Annotated in this window: 12 protein-coding genes and 1 tRNA gene; 3 read left to right on the plus strand and 10 right to left on the minus strand. The window is 59.5% G+C overall.

Translation table 11 applies throughout. The features are described from left to right. Window positions 1-159: 159 nt before the first annotated feature. Window positions 160-621 carry an Lrp/AsnC family transcriptional regulator gene (locus AC1RDQ_RS07050; RefSeq protein WP_046039454.1) on the minus strand — a complete coding sequence of 154 codons (462 nt, stop codon included), beginning with the start codon at window positions 619-621 and terminating at the stop codon, window positions 160-162. A gap of 183 nt (window positions 622-804) precedes the next feature. Between AC1RDQ_RS07050 and AC1RDQ_RS07055 the strand changes: the two genes are divergently transcribed. Together AC1RDQ_RS07055 and AC1RDQ_RS07060 are read left to right on the plus strand one after the other, a co-directional pair. Beyond that, window positions 805-3,156 (plus strand): glucose/quinate/shikimate family membrane-bound PQQ-dependent dehydrogenase, encoded by a 2,352-nt coding sequence (locus tag AC1RDQ_RS07055; protein WP_492586816.1) that lies wholly within the window; start codon window positions 805-807, stop codon window positions 3,154-3,156. A gap of 171 nt (window positions 3,157-3,327) precedes the next feature. After that, entirely contained in the window at window positions 3,328-4,008 is a 681-nt protein-coding gene (locus AC1RDQ_RS07060; RefSeq protein ID WP_429522222.1) for a zinc metalloprotease, read from the plus strand. A 15-nt stretch (window positions 4,009-4,023) separates the two neighbouring features. On the opposite strand, the gene AC1RDQ_RS07065 is transcribed toward AC1RDQ_RS07060, so the two are convergent. The 8 genes from AC1RDQ_RS07065 to rpsU form a co-directional block, all read right to left on the minus strand. After that, window positions 4,024-4,452, minus strand: a complete 429-nt coding sequence (locus AC1RDQ_RS07065; protein WP_492586817.1) for a hypothetical protein — start codon at window positions 4,450-4,452, stop codon at window positions 4,024-4,026. After that, the gene (locus AC1RDQ_RS07070; RefSeq protein ID WP_492586819.1) at window positions 4,442-5,044 is read right to left on the minus strand and encodes a nucleotidyltransferase domain-containing protein; all 603 of its coding nucleotides are present in this window, start codon (window positions 5,042-5,044) and stop codon (window positions 4,442-4,444) included. Before AC1RDQ_RS07070 ends, AC1RDQ_RS07065 begins: the two co-directional genes overlap by 11 nt. A 68-nt stretch (window positions 5,045-5,112) precedes the next feature. After that, entirely contained in the window at window positions 5,113-5,433 is a 321-nt protein-coding gene (locus AC1RDQ_RS07075; protein WP_057713050.1) for a DUF3077 domain-containing protein, read from the minus strand. A 397-nt stretch (window positions 5,434-5,830) separates the two neighbouring features. Continuing rightward, window positions 5,831-5,907, minus strand: a tRNA-Ile gene (locus AC1RDQ_RS07080). A 15-nt stretch (window positions 5,908-5,922) separates the two neighbouring features. Then, window positions 5,923-9,669, minus strand: a complete 3,747-nt coding sequence (locus AC1RDQ_RS07085) for a bifunctional diguanylate cyclase/phosphodiesterase (protein ID WP_223502324.1) — start codon at window positions 9,667-9,669, stop codon at window positions 5,923-5,925. Window positions 9,670-9,791: 122 nt separating this feature from the next. Next, window positions 9,792-11,639 (minus strand): RNA polymerase sigma factor RpoD, encoded by a 1,848-nt coding sequence (gene rpoD, locus AC1RDQ_RS07090; protein ID WP_057713062.1) that lies wholly within the window; start codon window positions 11,637-11,639, stop codon window positions 9,792-9,794. Between the two features lie 67 nt (window positions 11,640-11,706). Next, window positions 11,707-13,674, minus strand: a complete 1,968-nt coding sequence (gene dnaG, locus AC1RDQ_RS07095) for a DNA primase (RefSeq protein ID WP_492586821.1) — start codon at window positions 13,672-13,674, stop codon at window positions 11,707-11,709. 481 nt (window positions 13,675-14,155) lie between these two features. Next, window positions 14,156-14,371, minus strand: a complete 216-nt coding sequence (gene rpsU / locus AC1RDQ_RS07100; protein WP_002551877.1) for a 30S ribosomal protein S21 — start codon at window positions 14,369-14,371, stop codon at window positions 14,156-14,158. Window positions 14,372-14,570: 199 nt separating this feature from the next. Between rpsU and tsaD the strand changes: the two genes are divergently transcribed. Further along, the gene (gene tsaD / locus AC1RDQ_RS07105; protein ID WP_492586823.1) at window positions 14,571-15,596 is read left to right on the plus strand and encodes a tRNA (adenosine(37)-N6)-threonylcarbamoyltransferase complex transferase subunit TsaD; all 1,026 of its coding nucleotides are present in this window, start codon (window positions 14,571-14,573) and stop codon (window positions 15,594-15,596) included. 23 nt (window positions 15,597-15,619) lie between these two features. Here tsaD and plsY read toward each other — a convergent pair whose 3' ends face one another. Next, window positions 15,620-16,189: a glycerol-3-phosphate 1-O-acyltransferase PlsY gene (gene plsY, locus AC1RDQ_RS07110; protein ID WP_057713064.1), complete on the minus strand. Its 570-nt coding sequence runs from the start codon at window positions 16,187-16,189 to the stop codon at window positions 15,620-15,622. Between the last annotated feature and the right edge of the window lie 34 nt (window positions 16,190-16,223).

The following is a 16,223-nucleotide window of genomic DNA, read 5'->3' on the forward strand; positions in this document are numbered from 1 at the left end:
TTCTAGAGAGCACGGAACACGTTAATAAGACGCAAAGTGTCGTCATTTTGCTATTAGTTTGATCAGTATGACGATCTATCAATACACACTGACCACTGTGGGAGTGGGTTTGCCCGCGAAGAGGCCAGCTCTGGCACCCAAAAAACTACAGGCAGAAACTCAAACCGGCTGCCCCCGATCAATCTTGCTGCTCAAGATGATCGAAGTCGTGGTCTTCTCCACCCCATCCACACTGCCAATCTGGTCCAGCAACTGATCCAGTTGTTCCGGTGAATCGGTGCGCAACCACGCCACATAATCAAATTCGCCACTCACCGCACACAACTGCTGCACCTGCGCCATCGCGCTCAGGCGCCGCAGCACCTCCTTGCCGGAGCGTGGTTGCACGGTGATCCCCACATACGCCTGCAACCCGCCATCCACCACCCGCTGCCCGAGGCGCACGCCGTAGCCGGTGATCACTTTGGCCTTTTCCAGCCGCGCCAGGCGCGAAGTCACTGTGGTGCGGGCAATGCCCAATTGCCGGGCGAGCATGGCCACGCTCTCGCGGGCGTTGATCTGCAGGGCGGCAATCAGTTGGCGGTCGATTTCATCGAGAACAGGCGTGCGAGTGTCAGGCAAGGGTTATCTCCAGCGGCATGGATCAGTGCGCAAGCATGTTACAGGCAGATTCTGCAGGACGCTCGCGACGGAGATTTGATCTAGCCTCAATACCGTTCATGACATTTTTGCCTGCGACAAATTGCCATAAGTAACTAGGTAGTACATTATTCCGCCCTTGTCACAAATGGGGAAATTTCCGACATGAACAATTCTGAGGCTGCCGCCGGCAGTAAATGGTTGCTGGCGGGGCTGGGTGTGCTGATTGCACTGATCGGCCTCGGCCTGGCCGGTGGCGGTGGCTATCTGATCGCGCTGGGCGGCAGTTGGTATTTCCTGCTGATGGGGCTGGCGATGCTGGCGTCCGGGTTGATGATTGCCCGGCGCAAGCCGCTCGGCGCCTGGCTGTATGGTGTAGCGTTGGTCCTCACTGCGATTTGGGCCGTTTGGGATGCGGGCCTTGAATACTGGCCGCTGGTCTCACGGATACTGACCTTTGCCGTGATCGGTCTGGTTGTGGCGCTGATCTATCCGACCCTGGTCCGTGCTTCGGGCGCGACCGGCGGGCGTGGCGCTTATGGTCTGGCTGGCATTTTGGGTGTCGCAGTCGTTGCGACGATGGCCTACATGTTCGTGCCAACCCACGTGGTCAAGGCCACCACCGAACCTGCGGTAACGCCGGTCACTCCGGGCACCGAACAGAAAGACTGGGCGCACTGGGGCAACACTACCGCCGGTAATCGCTTTGCCGCCCTGGACCAGATCAACAAGGGCAACATCGACAAATTGCAGGTCGCCTGGACCTTCCGCACCGGCGATATTCCGCAAAGCACCGGTGCCGGCGCCGAAGACCAGAACACTCCACTGCAAATCGGTGACACCGTCTACACCTGCACCGCCTACGGCAAAGTCTTCGCCCTGGATGCCGACACCGGCGCCCAGCGCTGGAAGTTCGACCCGCAAGGCACTGCGCCCAATTGGCAGCGGTGCCGTGGCCTGGGTTACTCCGAAACCCCGGTGTCTTCGGACAATCAGCCAACCGCCTGTACGAAACGTCTGTTTCTGCCGACCGGCGACGCGCGTCTGATCGCCATTAACGCCGACACCGGCAAGCCCTGCGAAGAGTTCGGCAACAAAGGCACCGTTGACCTGACCACTGACATGGGCGAAGTAAAGCCCGGTTACTACCAGCAAACCTCGACCCCATTGGTCGCTGGGGACGTGGTGATCGTCGGTGGTCGCGTGGCCGATAACTACTCCACCGGCGAACCGCCGGGCGTGGTGCGTGCCTACGACGTGCGCAGTGGTGAGCTGGTATGGGCATGGGACCCGGGCAACCCGAACACCACCAAACGCCCACCGGCCGGCGAGACTTACACCCGTGGCACGCCGAACGTGTGGTCGGCCATGTCCTACGACGCCAAACTCGGTCTGGTCTACCTGCCAACTGGCAACGCGACCCCAGACTTCTTTGGCGGTCAGCGCACCGAGATGGACAACAAGTGGAACTCATCCATCGTCGCCATCGACGTGAAGAGCGGCCAGGTGCGCTGGCACTTCCAGACCACCCACAACGATCTGTGGGACTTCGACCTGCCGGCGCAACCGTTGCTCTACGACGTGCCGGATGACAAGGGCGGCACCCAACCAGCGCTGGCGCAAGTTACCAAACAGGGCGAGATCTTCTTGCTCAACCGTGAAACCGGCGTACCGATCGCTCGCGTTGAAGAGCGTCCGGTGCCCCAGGGCCATGTGCCTGGCGAACACTACTCGCCAACCCAGCCGTTCTCGGTGGATATGCCGTCAATCGGCAACAAGACCCTGACCGAATCCGACATGTGGGGCGCCACGCCGTTTGACCAGTTGATGTGCCGCATCCAGTTCAAAGGCATGCGTCACGAAGGTGTCTACACCCCGCCGGGCATGGACCGCGCCCTGCAATTCCCGGGCTCGCTGGGCGGCATGAACTGGGGCAGCGTCTCGGTTGATCCGAACACCCACTACATGTTCGTCAACGACATGCGCCTGGGCCTGGCCAACTACATGATCCCGCGCGACAAGATCAAAGCCGGGGCCAGTGGTATCGAAATGGGCGTGGTACCGCAGGAGGGCACGCCGTTCGGCGCCATGCGCGAGCGCTTCCTTTCGGCGGTCGGCATTCCGTGCCAGAAACCACCGTTCGGCACCATGTCGGCCATCGACCTCAAGACCCACAAACTGATGTGGCAAGTCCCGGTCGGCACCGTGCAAGACACCGGCCCGCTGGGCATCCGCATGCACCTGCCGATCCCGATCGGCATGCCGACCCTCGGCGCATCGCTGGCCACCCAGTCGGGCCTGCTGTTCTTCGCTGGCACACAGGACTTCTACCTGCGCGCCTTCGACACCGGCAACGGCAACGAAATCTGGAAATCGCGTTTGCCAGTGGGCAGCCAGTCCGGGCCGATGACTTACGTATCGCCGAAAACCGGCAAGCAGTACATCCTGCTGACGGTGGGTGGTGCGCGGCAGTCGACCGATCGTGGGGATTATGTGATTGCCTATGCTTTGCCGTAGGAGCGAGCTCGCTCGCGAAGGTCGTGAACGATAACGCGTGCTGTCTGAATGGGCGCGGTGCTTTCAAGTCCATCGCGAGCAGGCTCGCTCCCACATTGCGCGGGGCATCAGGATGGACAGCGACCGTCACTCGTAGTCGAATGCGAGAACGAAGGTTCCGAGGCAATGGATATGACGAGGAAGATGCCCCCCGCAGTACGCGATCATGCCCTGCAGATCGCCCATCACGAAATGGGCCACTACGTCGTGGCCCGCGCCCTGGGGTTTGAAACGGGCGGCGTGACCCTGACGGTGACTATGGATCTGCGGCACCAGGGAGGGGCCTGCATTACGCTGGTGCGCCCAATTTCGTCGATGGAAGCCATGAAGGAGCATCTGGAAGCCCGGATGATGGTGCTCCTGGCTGGCGCAATGGCGCAGACACTCCCTTCAAAAACTTCAGCCGCCAAACGCGTCGATAAGCCGAAAGCCACAGCCATCCTCAAAGGCGAGCAGGGGGCTGAACAGGATTACGCAAAAATCAGGGAGCTTCAGCATCTGCTGCGCAATATCACTTGCCCCGATACCGATCCCACGTCGTCTGAGCAGATAGCGGCGGAGCTTAAAGCGATGACAGATCGGGTTTGGATTCGGACTCAAGGAATTATCGAAGATCAGGCCGGGACGATTGCCGAATTGGCGGCGACATTGGTCGACGGCATGGTGCTCGTTGAGCAATGGGGGCGGGGGGCGGATACGTATGAGGTGGTGTTGACGGGGCAGATGCTGGAGCGACTGCGGGTGGTGCAGGCCATCCCTTCGTTGCGTGTTTGGACTGACAGTTGCAGTGATGCCGTTCAGCACTGGAAATAACGAAGGGTCGAAGCGTTACTTGCTCGCGAGCATAGCGTCTTGCACCAATGGCAACAGTGCATCAGTTGCCGCCAACAGTTCGGCAAGAAGGGTTTCGTCCACATCCAGATAACCTTCGTACTCAGCCAGATTGCGGCGCTCGTGACAAAGTGCGAACAGGCGTACCTGGATTTTGTTCAGACCGAGAGTATGTACAAGGCACTGAAATACCAGATAGCGGCGGTCGGAGCGAAAACCCTGTAGACGCATGGCCGTCAGTGCCAGGGCATGTGCAGCGTTGTAGGCGAGGTCGAAGCGACTGGCGAAGGACAGGGCCGAACTGTGAGCATCCTTCAAACGGTCCGTGGCCGATCTAAGCAGCCCTTCACATTCCTTGCGATCTGGAGGTTCGGCTTTGAGGCCGCCGCTACGCACCAGGTTCTCCAGATTTTCGTTACTGCCCATCGGCTACCTCTGCTGGATTGCGGCCAATCAAATCAATTTTGTCCTGTTGTTCAACCCGCACTACAAAGCTGTTGCCGGCCGCCTTCTTGGTTTGCCAGTCGACCAGTGTGTAGAGCGTTGGGTTAATGGTGCGGCCAAGCTGTTCCTCTACGGGCAGTACCCGTTCCATCAAGTCGCTGTAACTGAGATTTTCACCAATCAGCATCAGGTCAATGTCACTGCCTGCGTGCTCGTTACCCTTGGCAATGGAGCCATAGATGAACGCCCATACCAACTGATCATTCAGCGGAGTCAAGGCCGCACGCAGCTGCTCTGCAATGCCAAAAGTCTTACGCACTATCCCAAGCAGTTCTGCATAGATGGGGCACTCAGGGTTGGCTTGGTAGTGCGTCTGATTACCCCGTCGACTCATGGTGAGAATGCCTGCGCTATGCAGACGCTCCAGCTCACGCATCAGGCTGCCCTTGCCGACCTGCGCCCAGCGGGATATTTCATTGGCATAGAAGCTCTGATCCGGTTTGCCATACAACATGCCCAGCACTTTTTGCTGGGTGGCAGTAAAGAGAGCATCGCTTAGCGGGATGGCAGGCATGGTCGGCTCTATAAGTCCCAAAAAGGGAACGATAGGTCCCTTTTTGGGAATTATCAACTTTGCCGTGATTATGTGTTTTTCGATGGGTCTGCTTCCTTTCTCATTTGAACAGGCCGGCGCGTCAGCACCTTTACCACATCATCAATCACCGCTTTGCTCATCGTCGTCAGGTAATGCGCGGCCCAGGCGTGGCGGTCGGAGTCTTGGGAGTAGGCGGCGTCCACGATGAGGGATTTGGCGAGGAACAGCAGGTCGGAGGCTTGGGCCAGAGCGTCGGCGATGGGGACGTTGCGGCAGACGTGGAACAGAGGTTGATCCGAGAGGTACAGGAAGGGTGTGAAGCCGGCGGTTTTCAGGTCTGAGGGTGCGGGTGAATCTGCTTCAGTCATGGTTTTACTCCTGGGTTCTAGGAGCCGCCACAATCGTTTCCAAGCGAATGGGTGACGGCTGTACGCAGGTTGGAAAACCGGGAACCTAGGAACCGGCACGCCCGAAGGCGTCCCACGCACAGCCGTCATAACTCAGGATCACACAATACAAGCAATCGTGATGAGGGCGCTGTTGCGGCTAGAGTTCGGCGGGTTTCCAAGCCCGATCGCTGAATGGTCAGCGACGTCCGGAGACTATCCCGTCGAAGAAAAGGGCAACAAGGCGGCAAAGTGCCCAAATAGAAGATTCGGAGTTTGCCTACAAGGTCTGCGGGCGTCATCCGATAAAGCGAGAGCTTAAGTAAACAAAACTAAACGCCAGGCACGAAAAAGCCGCGCATTGCGCGGCTTTCTTGTTTGGTGGGCCCACACGGACTTGAACCGTGGACCAAAGGATTATGAGTCCTCTGCTCTAACCAACTGAGCTATAGGCCCTCAGTAGGTCGCGGATTATAGCGACGGTTTTGCGACTGTGCTATCCGAAAAAGCCTTTACTGCTGTACGAAGAAACGTTGCGGCAAATTCGTCGGGGGGTAGGGGCAGGCTGACGATGTAGCCCTGGATTTGTTCACAGCCTTCGGCGGCGAGGAATTGCTGTTGCGCGTGGGTCTCGACTCCTTCGGCAATCACGGTGAACTGCATGCTGCGTCCGAGGGCGATGATGGCGCGGACGATCGCCGCGTCGTGGGGATCGTCCGGCAGGCCGCGGACGAAGGACTGGTCGATCTTGAGGATGTCCAGCGGCAGGCGCTTGAGGTAACTCAAGGACGAGTAGCCGGTGCCGAAGTCATCGATGGCCAGTTGCACGCCCAGTTGTTTGAGTTGATGCAATACCGCCAGCGCTTCCTCTGCCTGGCTCATGATGAAGTTTTCGGTGATTTCCAGTTGCAGGAAACCGGGGTTGAGACCGTTGTCCTTGAGCAACTGTTCGATGCGGCCCAGCAAGTTGGGTTGGCGCAGTTGGGCGCCGGCCAGGTTGACCGACAGCGGGCCGGGATTTTCGTACAGCCGGTGCCATTCGGCCATCTGCCGGCAGGCGGTTTCCAGGACCCAGTCGCCGATTTGCAGGATCATGCCGTTTTCTTCGGCCAGCGGGATGAAGTGTTCCCGCGGCACGTCGCCAAAGGTCGGATGGTGCCAGCGGATCAGGGCTTCGGCGCCGACCAGGCTGTAGTCTTCGAGGCTGATTTTCGGTTGGTAGCACAGGCGCAACTCGTTGCGCTCGATGGCACGGCGCAGTTCGTGTTCCAGCGCCACGCGTTCGCTGGCCTGGGCGGTTAGGTCGCGGGTGTAGCTTTCGACACGGTTGCGGCCCTTGGCCTTGGAGCGGTACATCGCGGCGTCGGCGTTCTTGATCAGTGTGGCAACGTCGCAGCCATCCTTCGGATAGAGGCTGGTGCCGATGCTGGCGCTGATGAAAAACTCGTGTTCACCGGCCTGGAACGGCGCGGCGAAACAGTTGAGCAGTTTGGTGGCGATGTGGTCGGCATCGCTGGATTGTTGCAGGCCCGGCAGCAGGATAATGAATTCGTCACCCCCCAGGCGCGCCACGGTATCGATGTCACGCAACTGCTCCTTGAGGCGCACGGCAATGCCTTTGAGCAGCAGGTCGCCGACCGGGTGGCCGAGGCTGTCGTTGATGTGTTTGAAGCGGTCGAGGTCGAGGAACAGCACCGCGCCCTGGCCGCCGTTTTCCTGCTGGCTGTTGAGCGCCGTCAGCAGGCGGCTTTCGAACAGCGTACGGTTCGGCAGGCCGGTCAGCGGGTCGTGGTGTGCCTGGTAGTCGAGTTTGGCCTGGGCGTGCTTGAGGCTGGAAATGTCGGCGAACACCGCGACAAAGTGGGTGATGAAGTTCTCCCGGTTGCGCACGGCACTGATGGTCAGCCAGCTTGGATACAGCTCGCCATTCTTGCGTCGGTTGGAAATCTCGCCTTGCCAGTGGCCTTCGGCGGTCAATTGATGCCACATGGCCGCGTAGAACGCGCTGTCATGCAGGCCCGAGGCGAGCAGGCGTGGCGTGTGGCCCAGGGCTTCGCTTTCGCTGTAACCGGTGATTTCGGTGAAAGCACGGTTGACCGCGCTGATGTGCTGTTGGGTATCGGTGATCAACACGCCTTCGGCGGTGCTTTCGAACACGGTGGCGGCCTGTTGCAGTTTTTCCTGCATCAGGTGCCGCTCGGTGATGTCCCGGGCGATGGTCAGCATGCAGTCGTCATCGCCAATCGGCAGTGGACGGCTGGATACTTCACAGAGTCGGATCTGCCCGTCGCTGCGGCGGATATGGCAGCTGAAGTCGCGGACAAAGCCATCGCGGCGCAGCAGATCGAGCATTTGCTTGCGTTCATTGAGGTTGACCCAGATCCCCAGGTCCAGCGCCGAACGATCCACCGACATGGCGCTGTTGAACCCGGTGATGCGGCTAAAACCGTCGTTGACCTCCAACAGCAAGCCATCGCTTTGCCGTGACAGCAGCAAACCGTCGGGGGAGGCGTGGAAGGCCTTGGCGAACTTTTCTTCGGATGTTTGCAGCTGTTGCTGGGTTTCCTTGAGTTGGGTGATGTCCCGCACCACGACCACCAGCGCCGGTGTCATGTCGAGGTCGAACGGCTCGGCGGAGATCAGGCCGGTAAACACATGGCCGTTGCTGCGGCGAAAGGGCATTTCCAGGTTGCGGATGCTGCCGGCCTGCAAGCGTTGCAGCAGGCCCGGCCCGACACCGGGAATCCCCCAGATGTTCAGGTTGGTGGCGGTCTGGCCAATGACGTCCTCGGCCTTGAGGCCGATTTGCTCCTCGAACGCATCGTTGACCTCCAGCAGGCAACCGTCGCTCAGGCGCGCGATCACCAGAATGTCCGGACATTGCTGGAACACGGAGGCAAATTTCTGTTCCGACAGGCGCAGTGCTTCTTCAGTGCGCTTGGCGTCGGTGATATCGATCATCAAGCCGCGCAGCACCGGCTCATGCCCGTGCTCGATCAGGCTGACGATATCTCGCACCCACAGGCAGCGGCCGTCGGCGGTGATCACCCGGTAATCGAGGCGGTGATCGCGCCCGGCCAGTACTTCGTGATCGCAGAAGGTCTGGGCTCGGGTCAGGTCGGCGGGGTGAATGATGTTGCGCCAGAAGCCTGGAATCAGCCAATGGGACAGGGGATAACCGAGAAGGTCTTCGGCGTGGGGCGATACATAGCTGTAGGTGAAGTCCGTGACTTTTGCTTCCCAGGCGATGGCCGACAGGCTCTCCACCAGGCCGCGATAGTGGTATTCGCTGCTGCGCAGTTCCTGTTCAAGGTCGACCCGGCGGGCGATTTCCGAGCTCAAGCGGCGGTTGATGCGGATAACCACCGCCAGCACGGTAGTCAGCAGCAGCAATCCGGGCAGGCCGTACACCAGCAAGTCACTCCAGAAAGTTCGATGATCGAGGACGTTACCGACCCAATGCTCCTGAATGGCGCTGATTTCAGCCGGGCTCATGTCCGCCAGGACTTTGTCGAGAATGCCGACCAGCATTTTGTTGTTGCGGGGTACACCCATGGCCAGTTGATAGCGATAGGGTGTTTCACCGCTGACATACAACCCATCGAGCTTGAGTTGGCGCAGGCTCCAGACGCTGGAAGCCAGATCGCCTACCACTGCGTCTACTTCGTCGATGGCCAGCGCCTGCAGCGCCGAACTGACGTTGGGCATCGCCACAAGGTTCAAGTCGGGATGGTGGGTGCGCAGCAGTTCGTGGGGGGCGTAGTTTTCCACCACGGCGATTTTCAGGCCGTACAGGTCTTTCAGGTTATGTGGTTGAGGACCCCCGACATGGGCCAGGATGACAATCGGAAAATCCAGATAGGGGCGGGTGAACGACAGGTAATTCTGGCGTTCCGGGGTCGACATGATTCCCGGCAGCAGGTCCAGCTTGCCCTTCTTAGCCTGTTCCAGGACGGCGGTCCAGCTCACCGGCTCGATGGGCGTGAGCCGGGTTGCCAGCCTTTTGCGGATGACCTCAATGTAATCCGCGGCAAGGCCCTGGTAGCGGCCCTCATCGTCACGAAACTCGAAGGGCGGCCATGACGCATCGACACCCAGACGCAATTCCGGGTGAGCCGCCAGCCAGCTACGTTCTTCGTCAGTGAGAGTCAGCGCGCCAGCCGTTGCGGTCCAGGTCATCAGCGACAGCAAAAAAAGCACGGTCGGCAGTCTGGGCATAACGGTCTCGTTATGGCTCGGGGGAATGTTTCGAGTGTAGACGGCTACAGGGCGGAGGGGGGAAGCAGGGGGATTTAATCTGTACAAAGCAAAACCCCCGGCCTGGGCCGGGGGTTCTGTGATCACTCGTCGAGGAAGGAGCGCAGATGCTCGCTTCTCGTCGGGTGGCGCAGCTTGCGCAGCGCCTTGGCTTCGATCTGACGAATCCGCTCACGGGTCACGTCGAACTGCTTACCAACCTCCTCAAGGGTGTGGTCGGTATTCATGTCGATACCGAAACGCATGCGCAATACCTTGGCTTCACGGGCAGTGAGGCCGGATAGTACTTCGCGAGTCGCTTCTTTAAGGCTCTCAACGGTTGCAACATCGATTGGCGACTGCATGGTCGAGTCTTCGATGAAGTCACCCAGATGGGAGTCTTCGTCATCACCGATCGGGGTTTCCATGGAGATCGGCTCTTTAGCGATCTTCAATACCTTGCGGATCTTGTCCTCAGGCATTTCCATGCGTTCGCCCAGCTCTTCCGGGGTCGGTTCACGACCCATTTCCTGCAACATCTGGCGGGAAATGCGGTTGAGCTTGTTGATCGTCTCGATCATGTGCACCGGAATACGGATGGTGCGGGCCTGGTCGGCGATCGAGCGAGTGATCGCCTGACGGATCCACCAGGTGGCATAAGTCGAGAATTTGTAGCCGCGACGGTATTCGAACTTGTCTACCGCTTTCATCAAGCCGATGTTGCCTTCCTGGATCAGATCGAGGAATTGCAGGCCACGGTTGGTGTACTTCTTGGCGATGGAGATCACCAGACGCAAGTTGGCTTCAACCATCTCTTTCTTCGCGCGGCGGGCCTTGGCCTCACCGATCGACATGCGACGGTTGATGTCCTTGATCTCGGCGATGGTCAAACCGGTTTCGGTTTCCAGCGCGGTCAGCTTCTGCTGGCAACGGATGATGTCCGGCTGCAGACGACCAATGGCTTCAGCGTATTTGCCTTTGCCTTTGGCCAGGGCATCACTCCAGCTTTCGTCGACTTCGTTGCCCGGGAACTGGCGCAGGAAGTCGGCACGCGGCATGCGCGCATCACGAACGCAGAGCTGCATGATTGCGCGCTCTTGCTGACGCAGGCGATCCAGGGCGCTGCGAACACGCTCGACCAGGCCTTCGAATTGCTTCGGCACCAGTTTGATCGGCATGAACAGCTCGGCCAGGGCCAACAGCTCGGCAATCGCTGCCTTGTTGTTGCGACCGTGCTTTTTCAGCGCCTTGCGGGTGATTTCCATCTGATCGGCCACAGCGCCAAAACGCTGTGCAGCGATGATCGGATCCGGACCGCTTTCGGCTTCTTCCTCGTCATCGGAGGCTTCACCCTCTTCGTCGTCGGAATCGTCATCCGCCTTGACGGCTTTCGCGTCAATCGGCGGCGGCACTTCTGCCGCAGGCGGCGCAATGCCGTCGTCCGGGTCGATATAACCGCTCAGAACGTCGGACAGGCGACCACCTTCGGTGGTGACGCGGGTGTACTCGGAGAGAATATGATCAACCGTGCCAGGGAAGTGCGCGATTGCGCTCATCACCTCACGGATGCCCTCTTCAATACGCTTGGCGATTTCGATTTCGCCTTCACGCGTGAGGAGCTCCACCGTACCCATTTCGCGCATGTACATGCGCACCGGGTCGGTAGTGCGACCAATGTCGGTCTCGACCGCAGCCAACGCTGCAGCGGCCTCTTCGGCTGCGGCTTCGTCGGTATCGGCGTCGGCCAGCATAAGGGAATCCTTATCTGGCGCAACCTCGAATACGTTGATCCCCATGTCATTGATCATGCGGATGATGTCTTCCACCTGTTCCGGATCTGAAATATCCTCCGGCAGGTGGTCGTTGACCTCCGCGTAAGTCAGGTAGCCCTGCTCACGACCAAGTGTGATCAACTCTTTGATACGAGACTGCTGTTGCGCTTTTCCGGACATAACACCCTATCCACTGAAGGTCTTGGCGGGCAAAAAACAAGCCGAGGATTATACCTGAGCTATGACCTCACGCGCCAGTTGAGGTCGGGTTTGATGCGGAAACATTGCGACTCAAGAGGTCGCGCAGTTGATTTTTCTCTTCGCTGGTCAATTCGCTTTGACGCGCTTTTCGCAGAAGTTGTTCCAGGTTTCGCTCGCGTTGGCGGGCTGACAAGCTAGTAATGGTGTCGAAAAACTGTTGTTCAAGGTTATCTCCATCAATCAGCCATTCCTTTTCCGCCAAGGCCTTGAGCAAGCGGCCTTGTTCTGTGCCGTGCCAACGCGCAATCAGTTGAATTGAGTTTAGCTTGGGATTCTTCTGTACAGCTTCGAGCAGCGCCACCAGCAATTGCGTGTTGGTGTGATCCTCGGCGGCGAAGTGCCCGGCATCCTCGACTTTTTCGGCCAGTTGCGGGTGATGCAGCAACGTGCGCAAGGCGGCGAGGGTTGGCGGTTCTACGGCGGCGGGCACCCGTGGCGCGCGGGGTTGATCACGATCACCGCCCCGTTTGCCATTCTTGTCCCACGGTTTCTTGTCCCATTTCTTGCCTCCTGCACCGGGTTTCTTCGGCGTCCATTCCTGCTGCGGCACATACATTTCCTGTGCCTGCGGCTGATGATAGTCGCTGTAATCGGGCATCGCGTCGTAATCGATGCCCGGGTCGTAGGCCGGCGGTGCTTCGTGCGGGGCGCTTTGTGCCAGCTGACTGACCGCTTCACCGCTCAGGCCGGTGATTTCGCTCAGGCGCTGACGCATCAGGGTGCGCAGGTTGGCGCCCGGGACTTTGTCGATCAACGGCGCGGCGAGGGTGGCCATATGGGCCTTGCCCTCAAGCGAGCGCGGGTCGGCTTCTTCCGTCAGTTGCTGGAAGAAGTAATCGGCCAGTGGCTGCGCGTGCTGGTTGATCCGTGCGCGAAAGGCGTCGGTGCCTTCGGAGCGGACCAGAGTGTCCGGGTCCTCGCCTTCGGGCAGGAACAAAAAGCGTGCGCGACGACCGTCCTGCAGGCTCGAAAGTGTCGCCTCCAGCGCCCGCCATGCCGCATTGCGGCCGGCCTGGTCGCCGTCGAAGCAGAACAGCACGCTGGGCACGACGCGAAACAGCCGCTTGAGGTGTTCCTCGCTGGTGGCGGTGCCCAGGGTCGCGACGGCATTGCGCAGGCCTTGCTGGGCCAGGGCAATGACGTCCATGTAGCCCTCGACGACGATGATCTCGTCGAGGTTGCGGTTGGTCTTGCGCGCTTCATACAGGCCGTAGAGTTCCTGGCCTTTATGGAAAACCGGGGTTTCCGGGGAGTTCAGGTATTTCGGCTTGTCGTCGCCCAATACCCGGCCGCCGAAGGCGATGACGCGCCCGCGACTGTCGCGGATCGGAAACATCACGCGGTCGCGGAAGCGGTCGTAGCGTTTACCGCTTTCGGCGTTTTCGATCAGCAGGCCGGCATCGATCATGGCTTTTTGTTGCAGGGTATCGCTGCTCAAGTGCTTGAACAGGTTGTCCCAGCCCGGCGGAGCAAAGCCCAGGCCGAAGTCCCGGGCGATTTCGCCGGTCAGCCCGCGACCTTTCAGGTATTCCACGGCGGCCTTGCGCGATGGGTGGCTTTTGAGGGCCTGGCGATAAAAGTCGGCAGCGGCGCTCAGTAGCGGATACAGCGGCGAATCGGTCGGCTGTCGCGGTTTGTGCGGCCGGCCGCTTTCTTCGCGGGGGATTTCCATGCCGGCGGCTTTGGCCAGTTCTTCGACAGCCTGGACGAAATCCAGGTTGTCGTGGTCCATGATGAAGCCGAGGGCGTTGCCGCCGGCGCCGCAGCCGAAGCAGTAATAGAACTGCTTGTCGGGGCTGACGCTGAACGACGGAGTCTTTTCCTTGTGGAACGGGCAGCAGGCAGTGTGATTTTTGCCGGCCTTTTTCAATTGCAGGCGCGAGCTGACCACATCGACGATGTCGGTGCGGTTCAGAAGGTCGTCAATGAAGCTCTGGGGAATTAGCCCGGCCATGGCGTTCTCGTCATCTGCGCTGAAAAGGAACCCGAAACGTACGGCGACCGAACGCGGTCATTGTTTGAGGCGCGCAAAGTGTGCGGCTCGACCAGTGTCGTCTGCGTAATCGCTGTCGGGAAGTGTATCTGCCGAAAATCCACTGACGTTAATGCCAATCAGTATTCGACTGTTTGAATGTGTTGCGCTGAATCCGCTGTGGCCAATCACAGGCCCCGGATAGCTCATCATCTGGCACGCAAGCAGGTGCCTTGGGCTGATCGTCGTGAGAGGAATCAGTGGGTGTGCTCGTCAGTAGCCTTGAAAGGCTCGTCAGAAAAGACGTGCACCGCTGGCAAAAGAGCCAGGTCTGACGCGGTGAAGCAGATTTGTCTCGGTCGCGTCTGCGGCTTTGACAGTGAAGCATCAAGCGTTTTACGCAAATGCCATAAGCCCGGCTGAGGGCCGGGCTTGGCAGAAGCTTGCTACGATCGTCTGTGTATTAGTACAGACGAACGGCGCGGCGCTGTTCGCGCTGAACTTTCTTGGCGTGACGCTTAACAGCGGCTGCTGCTTTGCGCTTACGCTCAGAAGTTGGCTTCTCGTAAAATTCGCGGCTACGAACTTCAGCCAGTACACCGGCTTTTTCGCAGGAGCGCTTGAAACGACGCAGAGCTACGTCGAAGGGTTCGTTCTCTTTTACTTTGACGGCTGGCATCCAGAGCTACCTTCATTCATTACCGGGGTCAACATCCTCGCGGCAAAAGAGCACTTGAAGACGTCGGTTTTTAAGGGTTGCGGATGTTAACCCCTCAACGCTCGGAATGCAAAGCCTCTGATCGAAAACCGCTGGTAGGGGCATCACGCGACGACTATTATGCGCGCCTTCGAATTCAGCCTAAACAAGGCGCAAACCCATGCTAGTACTGGGATTAGAAACATCCTGCGACGAAACTGGTGTCGCATTGTATGACAGTGAACGCGGCCTGCTGGCCGACGCGTTGTTCAGTCAGATCGACCTGCACCGTGCCTATGGTGGCGTGGTGCCGGAGCTGGCTTCACGCGATCACGTCAAACGCATGCTGCCCTTGATTCGTCAGGTGTTGGCCGAGGCCGACTGCGTGCCGACCGAGATCGATGCGATCGCCTACACCGCGGGTCCTGGCCTGGTGGGTGCCTTGCTGGTAGGGGCTTCCTGTGCTCAGGCGCTGGCCTTTGCCTGGGGCATTCCGGCCCTTGGCGTGCATCACATGGAAGGCCATTTGCTGGCGCCGATGCTGGAGTCGCAACCGCCGGAATTTCCGTTCGTCGCTTTGTTGGTGTCGGGTGGTCACACGCAACTGGTTCAGGTCGACGGAATCGGTCAGTACACGCTTCTGGGCGAGACCCTGGATGACGCCGCCGGAGAGGCCTTCGACAAGACGGCCAAGATGATGGGGCTCAATTATCCGGGCGGACCGGAGATCGCTCGCCTTGCAGAACAAGGCATTGCAGGGCGTTTCGTCTTCCCGCGGCCGATGTGCGACCGTCCGGGCCTGGATTTCAGCTTCAGTGGCCTGAAAACCTTTGCGCTGAACACCTGGCAACAGTGCGTCAACGCCGGGGACGACGGAGAGCAAGCCCGTTGCGACATCGCGCTGGCATTCCAGCAGGCCGTGGTGGAGACTTTGACCATCAAGTGCAAGCGTGCCCTTAAGGCCGCTGGCATGAAGCGTCTGGTGATTGCAGGGGGCGTCAGTGCCAACAAGGCGTTGCGCACTTCCCTGGAGAAAATGCTCGGCGACATGAAGGGCGATGTGTTTTATGCCCGTGCGCAGTTCTGCACCGATAACGGCGCGATGATTGCCTTTGCCGGCTGCCAGCGCTTGCAGGCCGGTCAGCAGGAAAGCCTGGCGATCAGCGTGCAGGCGCGTTGGCCGATGGAGCAGTTGACCGCATTGTGATGAGCGGTGCTCATGTCCGGCGGCTAGAAATGCCGTTCGCGCCCGGCAAACAGGTCGCGTAGATTGCCGCGATGACGCCAGACGATCAGCCCGGTGAGCGTGCTCATGGGCAGCAGGGCGGCCGGTTCTTGCCAGGCCAGCAACGGCAAGGTCAGCGGTGTGGCGATGAGGGCGGCCAGGGAGCTGGTGCGGGTCAGGTAGAACGTCAAGAGCCAGGTGCAGACCGCCAGAAGGGCAGCGGGCGGGTACAGTCCCAGCAACATGCCGGCAGCGGTGGCGACGCCCTTGCCGCCGCGAAAGCGAAAGTACAACGGAAACAGATGGCCGATGACGGCATAGACGCCGATCCAGGCCTGTTCCTGCTGCGAAAGACCCGCAAGACGCGCAATCAGTACCGGCAGCAGGCCTTTGCAAAGGTCCCCGAGCAGGGTCAGGATGGCGAGCTTCTTGCCGGCCAGGCGCAACATGTTGGTGGCACCGGCATTGCCCGAGCCACTCATTCGCGGATCGGGGTTACCGGTCATGCGGCTGAGCAAAATGGCAAAGGACAGAGAGCCGAGCAGGTAGGCGAGGATCGCCAATAACCAAAACATGCTAACTATTCCGGGCGAGGAAGCCCTGATTCTA

This window comes from Pseudomonas sp. GW823-FHT02E01, from assembly GCF_058797535.1.

What these genes read in the sequence shown, in the direction of transcription:
- AC1RDQ_RS07055 (WP_492586816.1), top strand. Translation starts at nt 805, where the DNA reads ATGAACAATTCTGAGGCTGCCGCCGGCAGTAAATGGTTGCTGGCGGGG.
- rpoD (WP_057713062.1), bottom strand. Translation starts at nt 11,639, where the DNA reads ATGTCCGGAAAAGCGCAACAGCAGTCTCGTATCAAAGAGTTGATCACA.
- AC1RDQ_RS07065 (WP_492586817.1), bottom strand. Translation starts at nt 4,452, where the DNA reads ATGGGCAGTAACGAAAATCTGGAGAACCTGGTGCGTAGCGGCGGCCTC.
- rpsU (WP_002551877.1), bottom strand. Translation starts at nt 14,371, where the DNA reads ATGCCAGCCGTCAAAGTAAAAGAGAACGAACCCTTCGACGTAGCTCTG.
- dnaG (WP_492586821.1), bottom strand. Translation starts at nt 13,674, where the DNA reads ATGGCCGGGCTAATTCCCCAGAGCTTCATTGACGACCTTCTGAACCGC.
- AC1RDQ_RS07075 (WP_057713050.1), bottom strand. Translation starts at nt 5,433, where the DNA reads ATGACTGAAGCAGATTCACCCGCACCCTCAGACCTGAAAACCGCCGGC.
- AC1RDQ_RS07060 (WP_429522222.1), top strand. Translation starts at nt 3,328, where the DNA reads ATGACGAGGAAGATGCCCCCCGCAGTACGCGATCATGCCCTGCAGATC.
- tsaD (WP_492586823.1), top strand. Translation starts at nt 14,571, where the DNA reads ATGCTAGTACTGGGATTAGAAACATCCTGCGACGAAACTGGTGTCGCA.
- plsY (WP_057713064.1), bottom strand. Translation starts at nt 16,189, where the DNA reads ATGTTTTGGTTATTGGCGATCCTCGCCTACCTGCTCGGCTCTCTGTCC.
- AC1RDQ_RS07070 (WP_492586819.1), bottom strand. Translation starts at nt 5,044, where the DNA reads ATGCCTGCCATCCCGCTAAGCGATGCTCTCTTTACTGCCACCCAGCAA.
- AC1RDQ_RS07085 (WP_223502324.1), bottom strand. Translation starts at nt 9,669, where the DNA reads ATGCCCAGACTGCCGACCGTGCTTTTTTTGCTGTCGCTGATGACCTGG.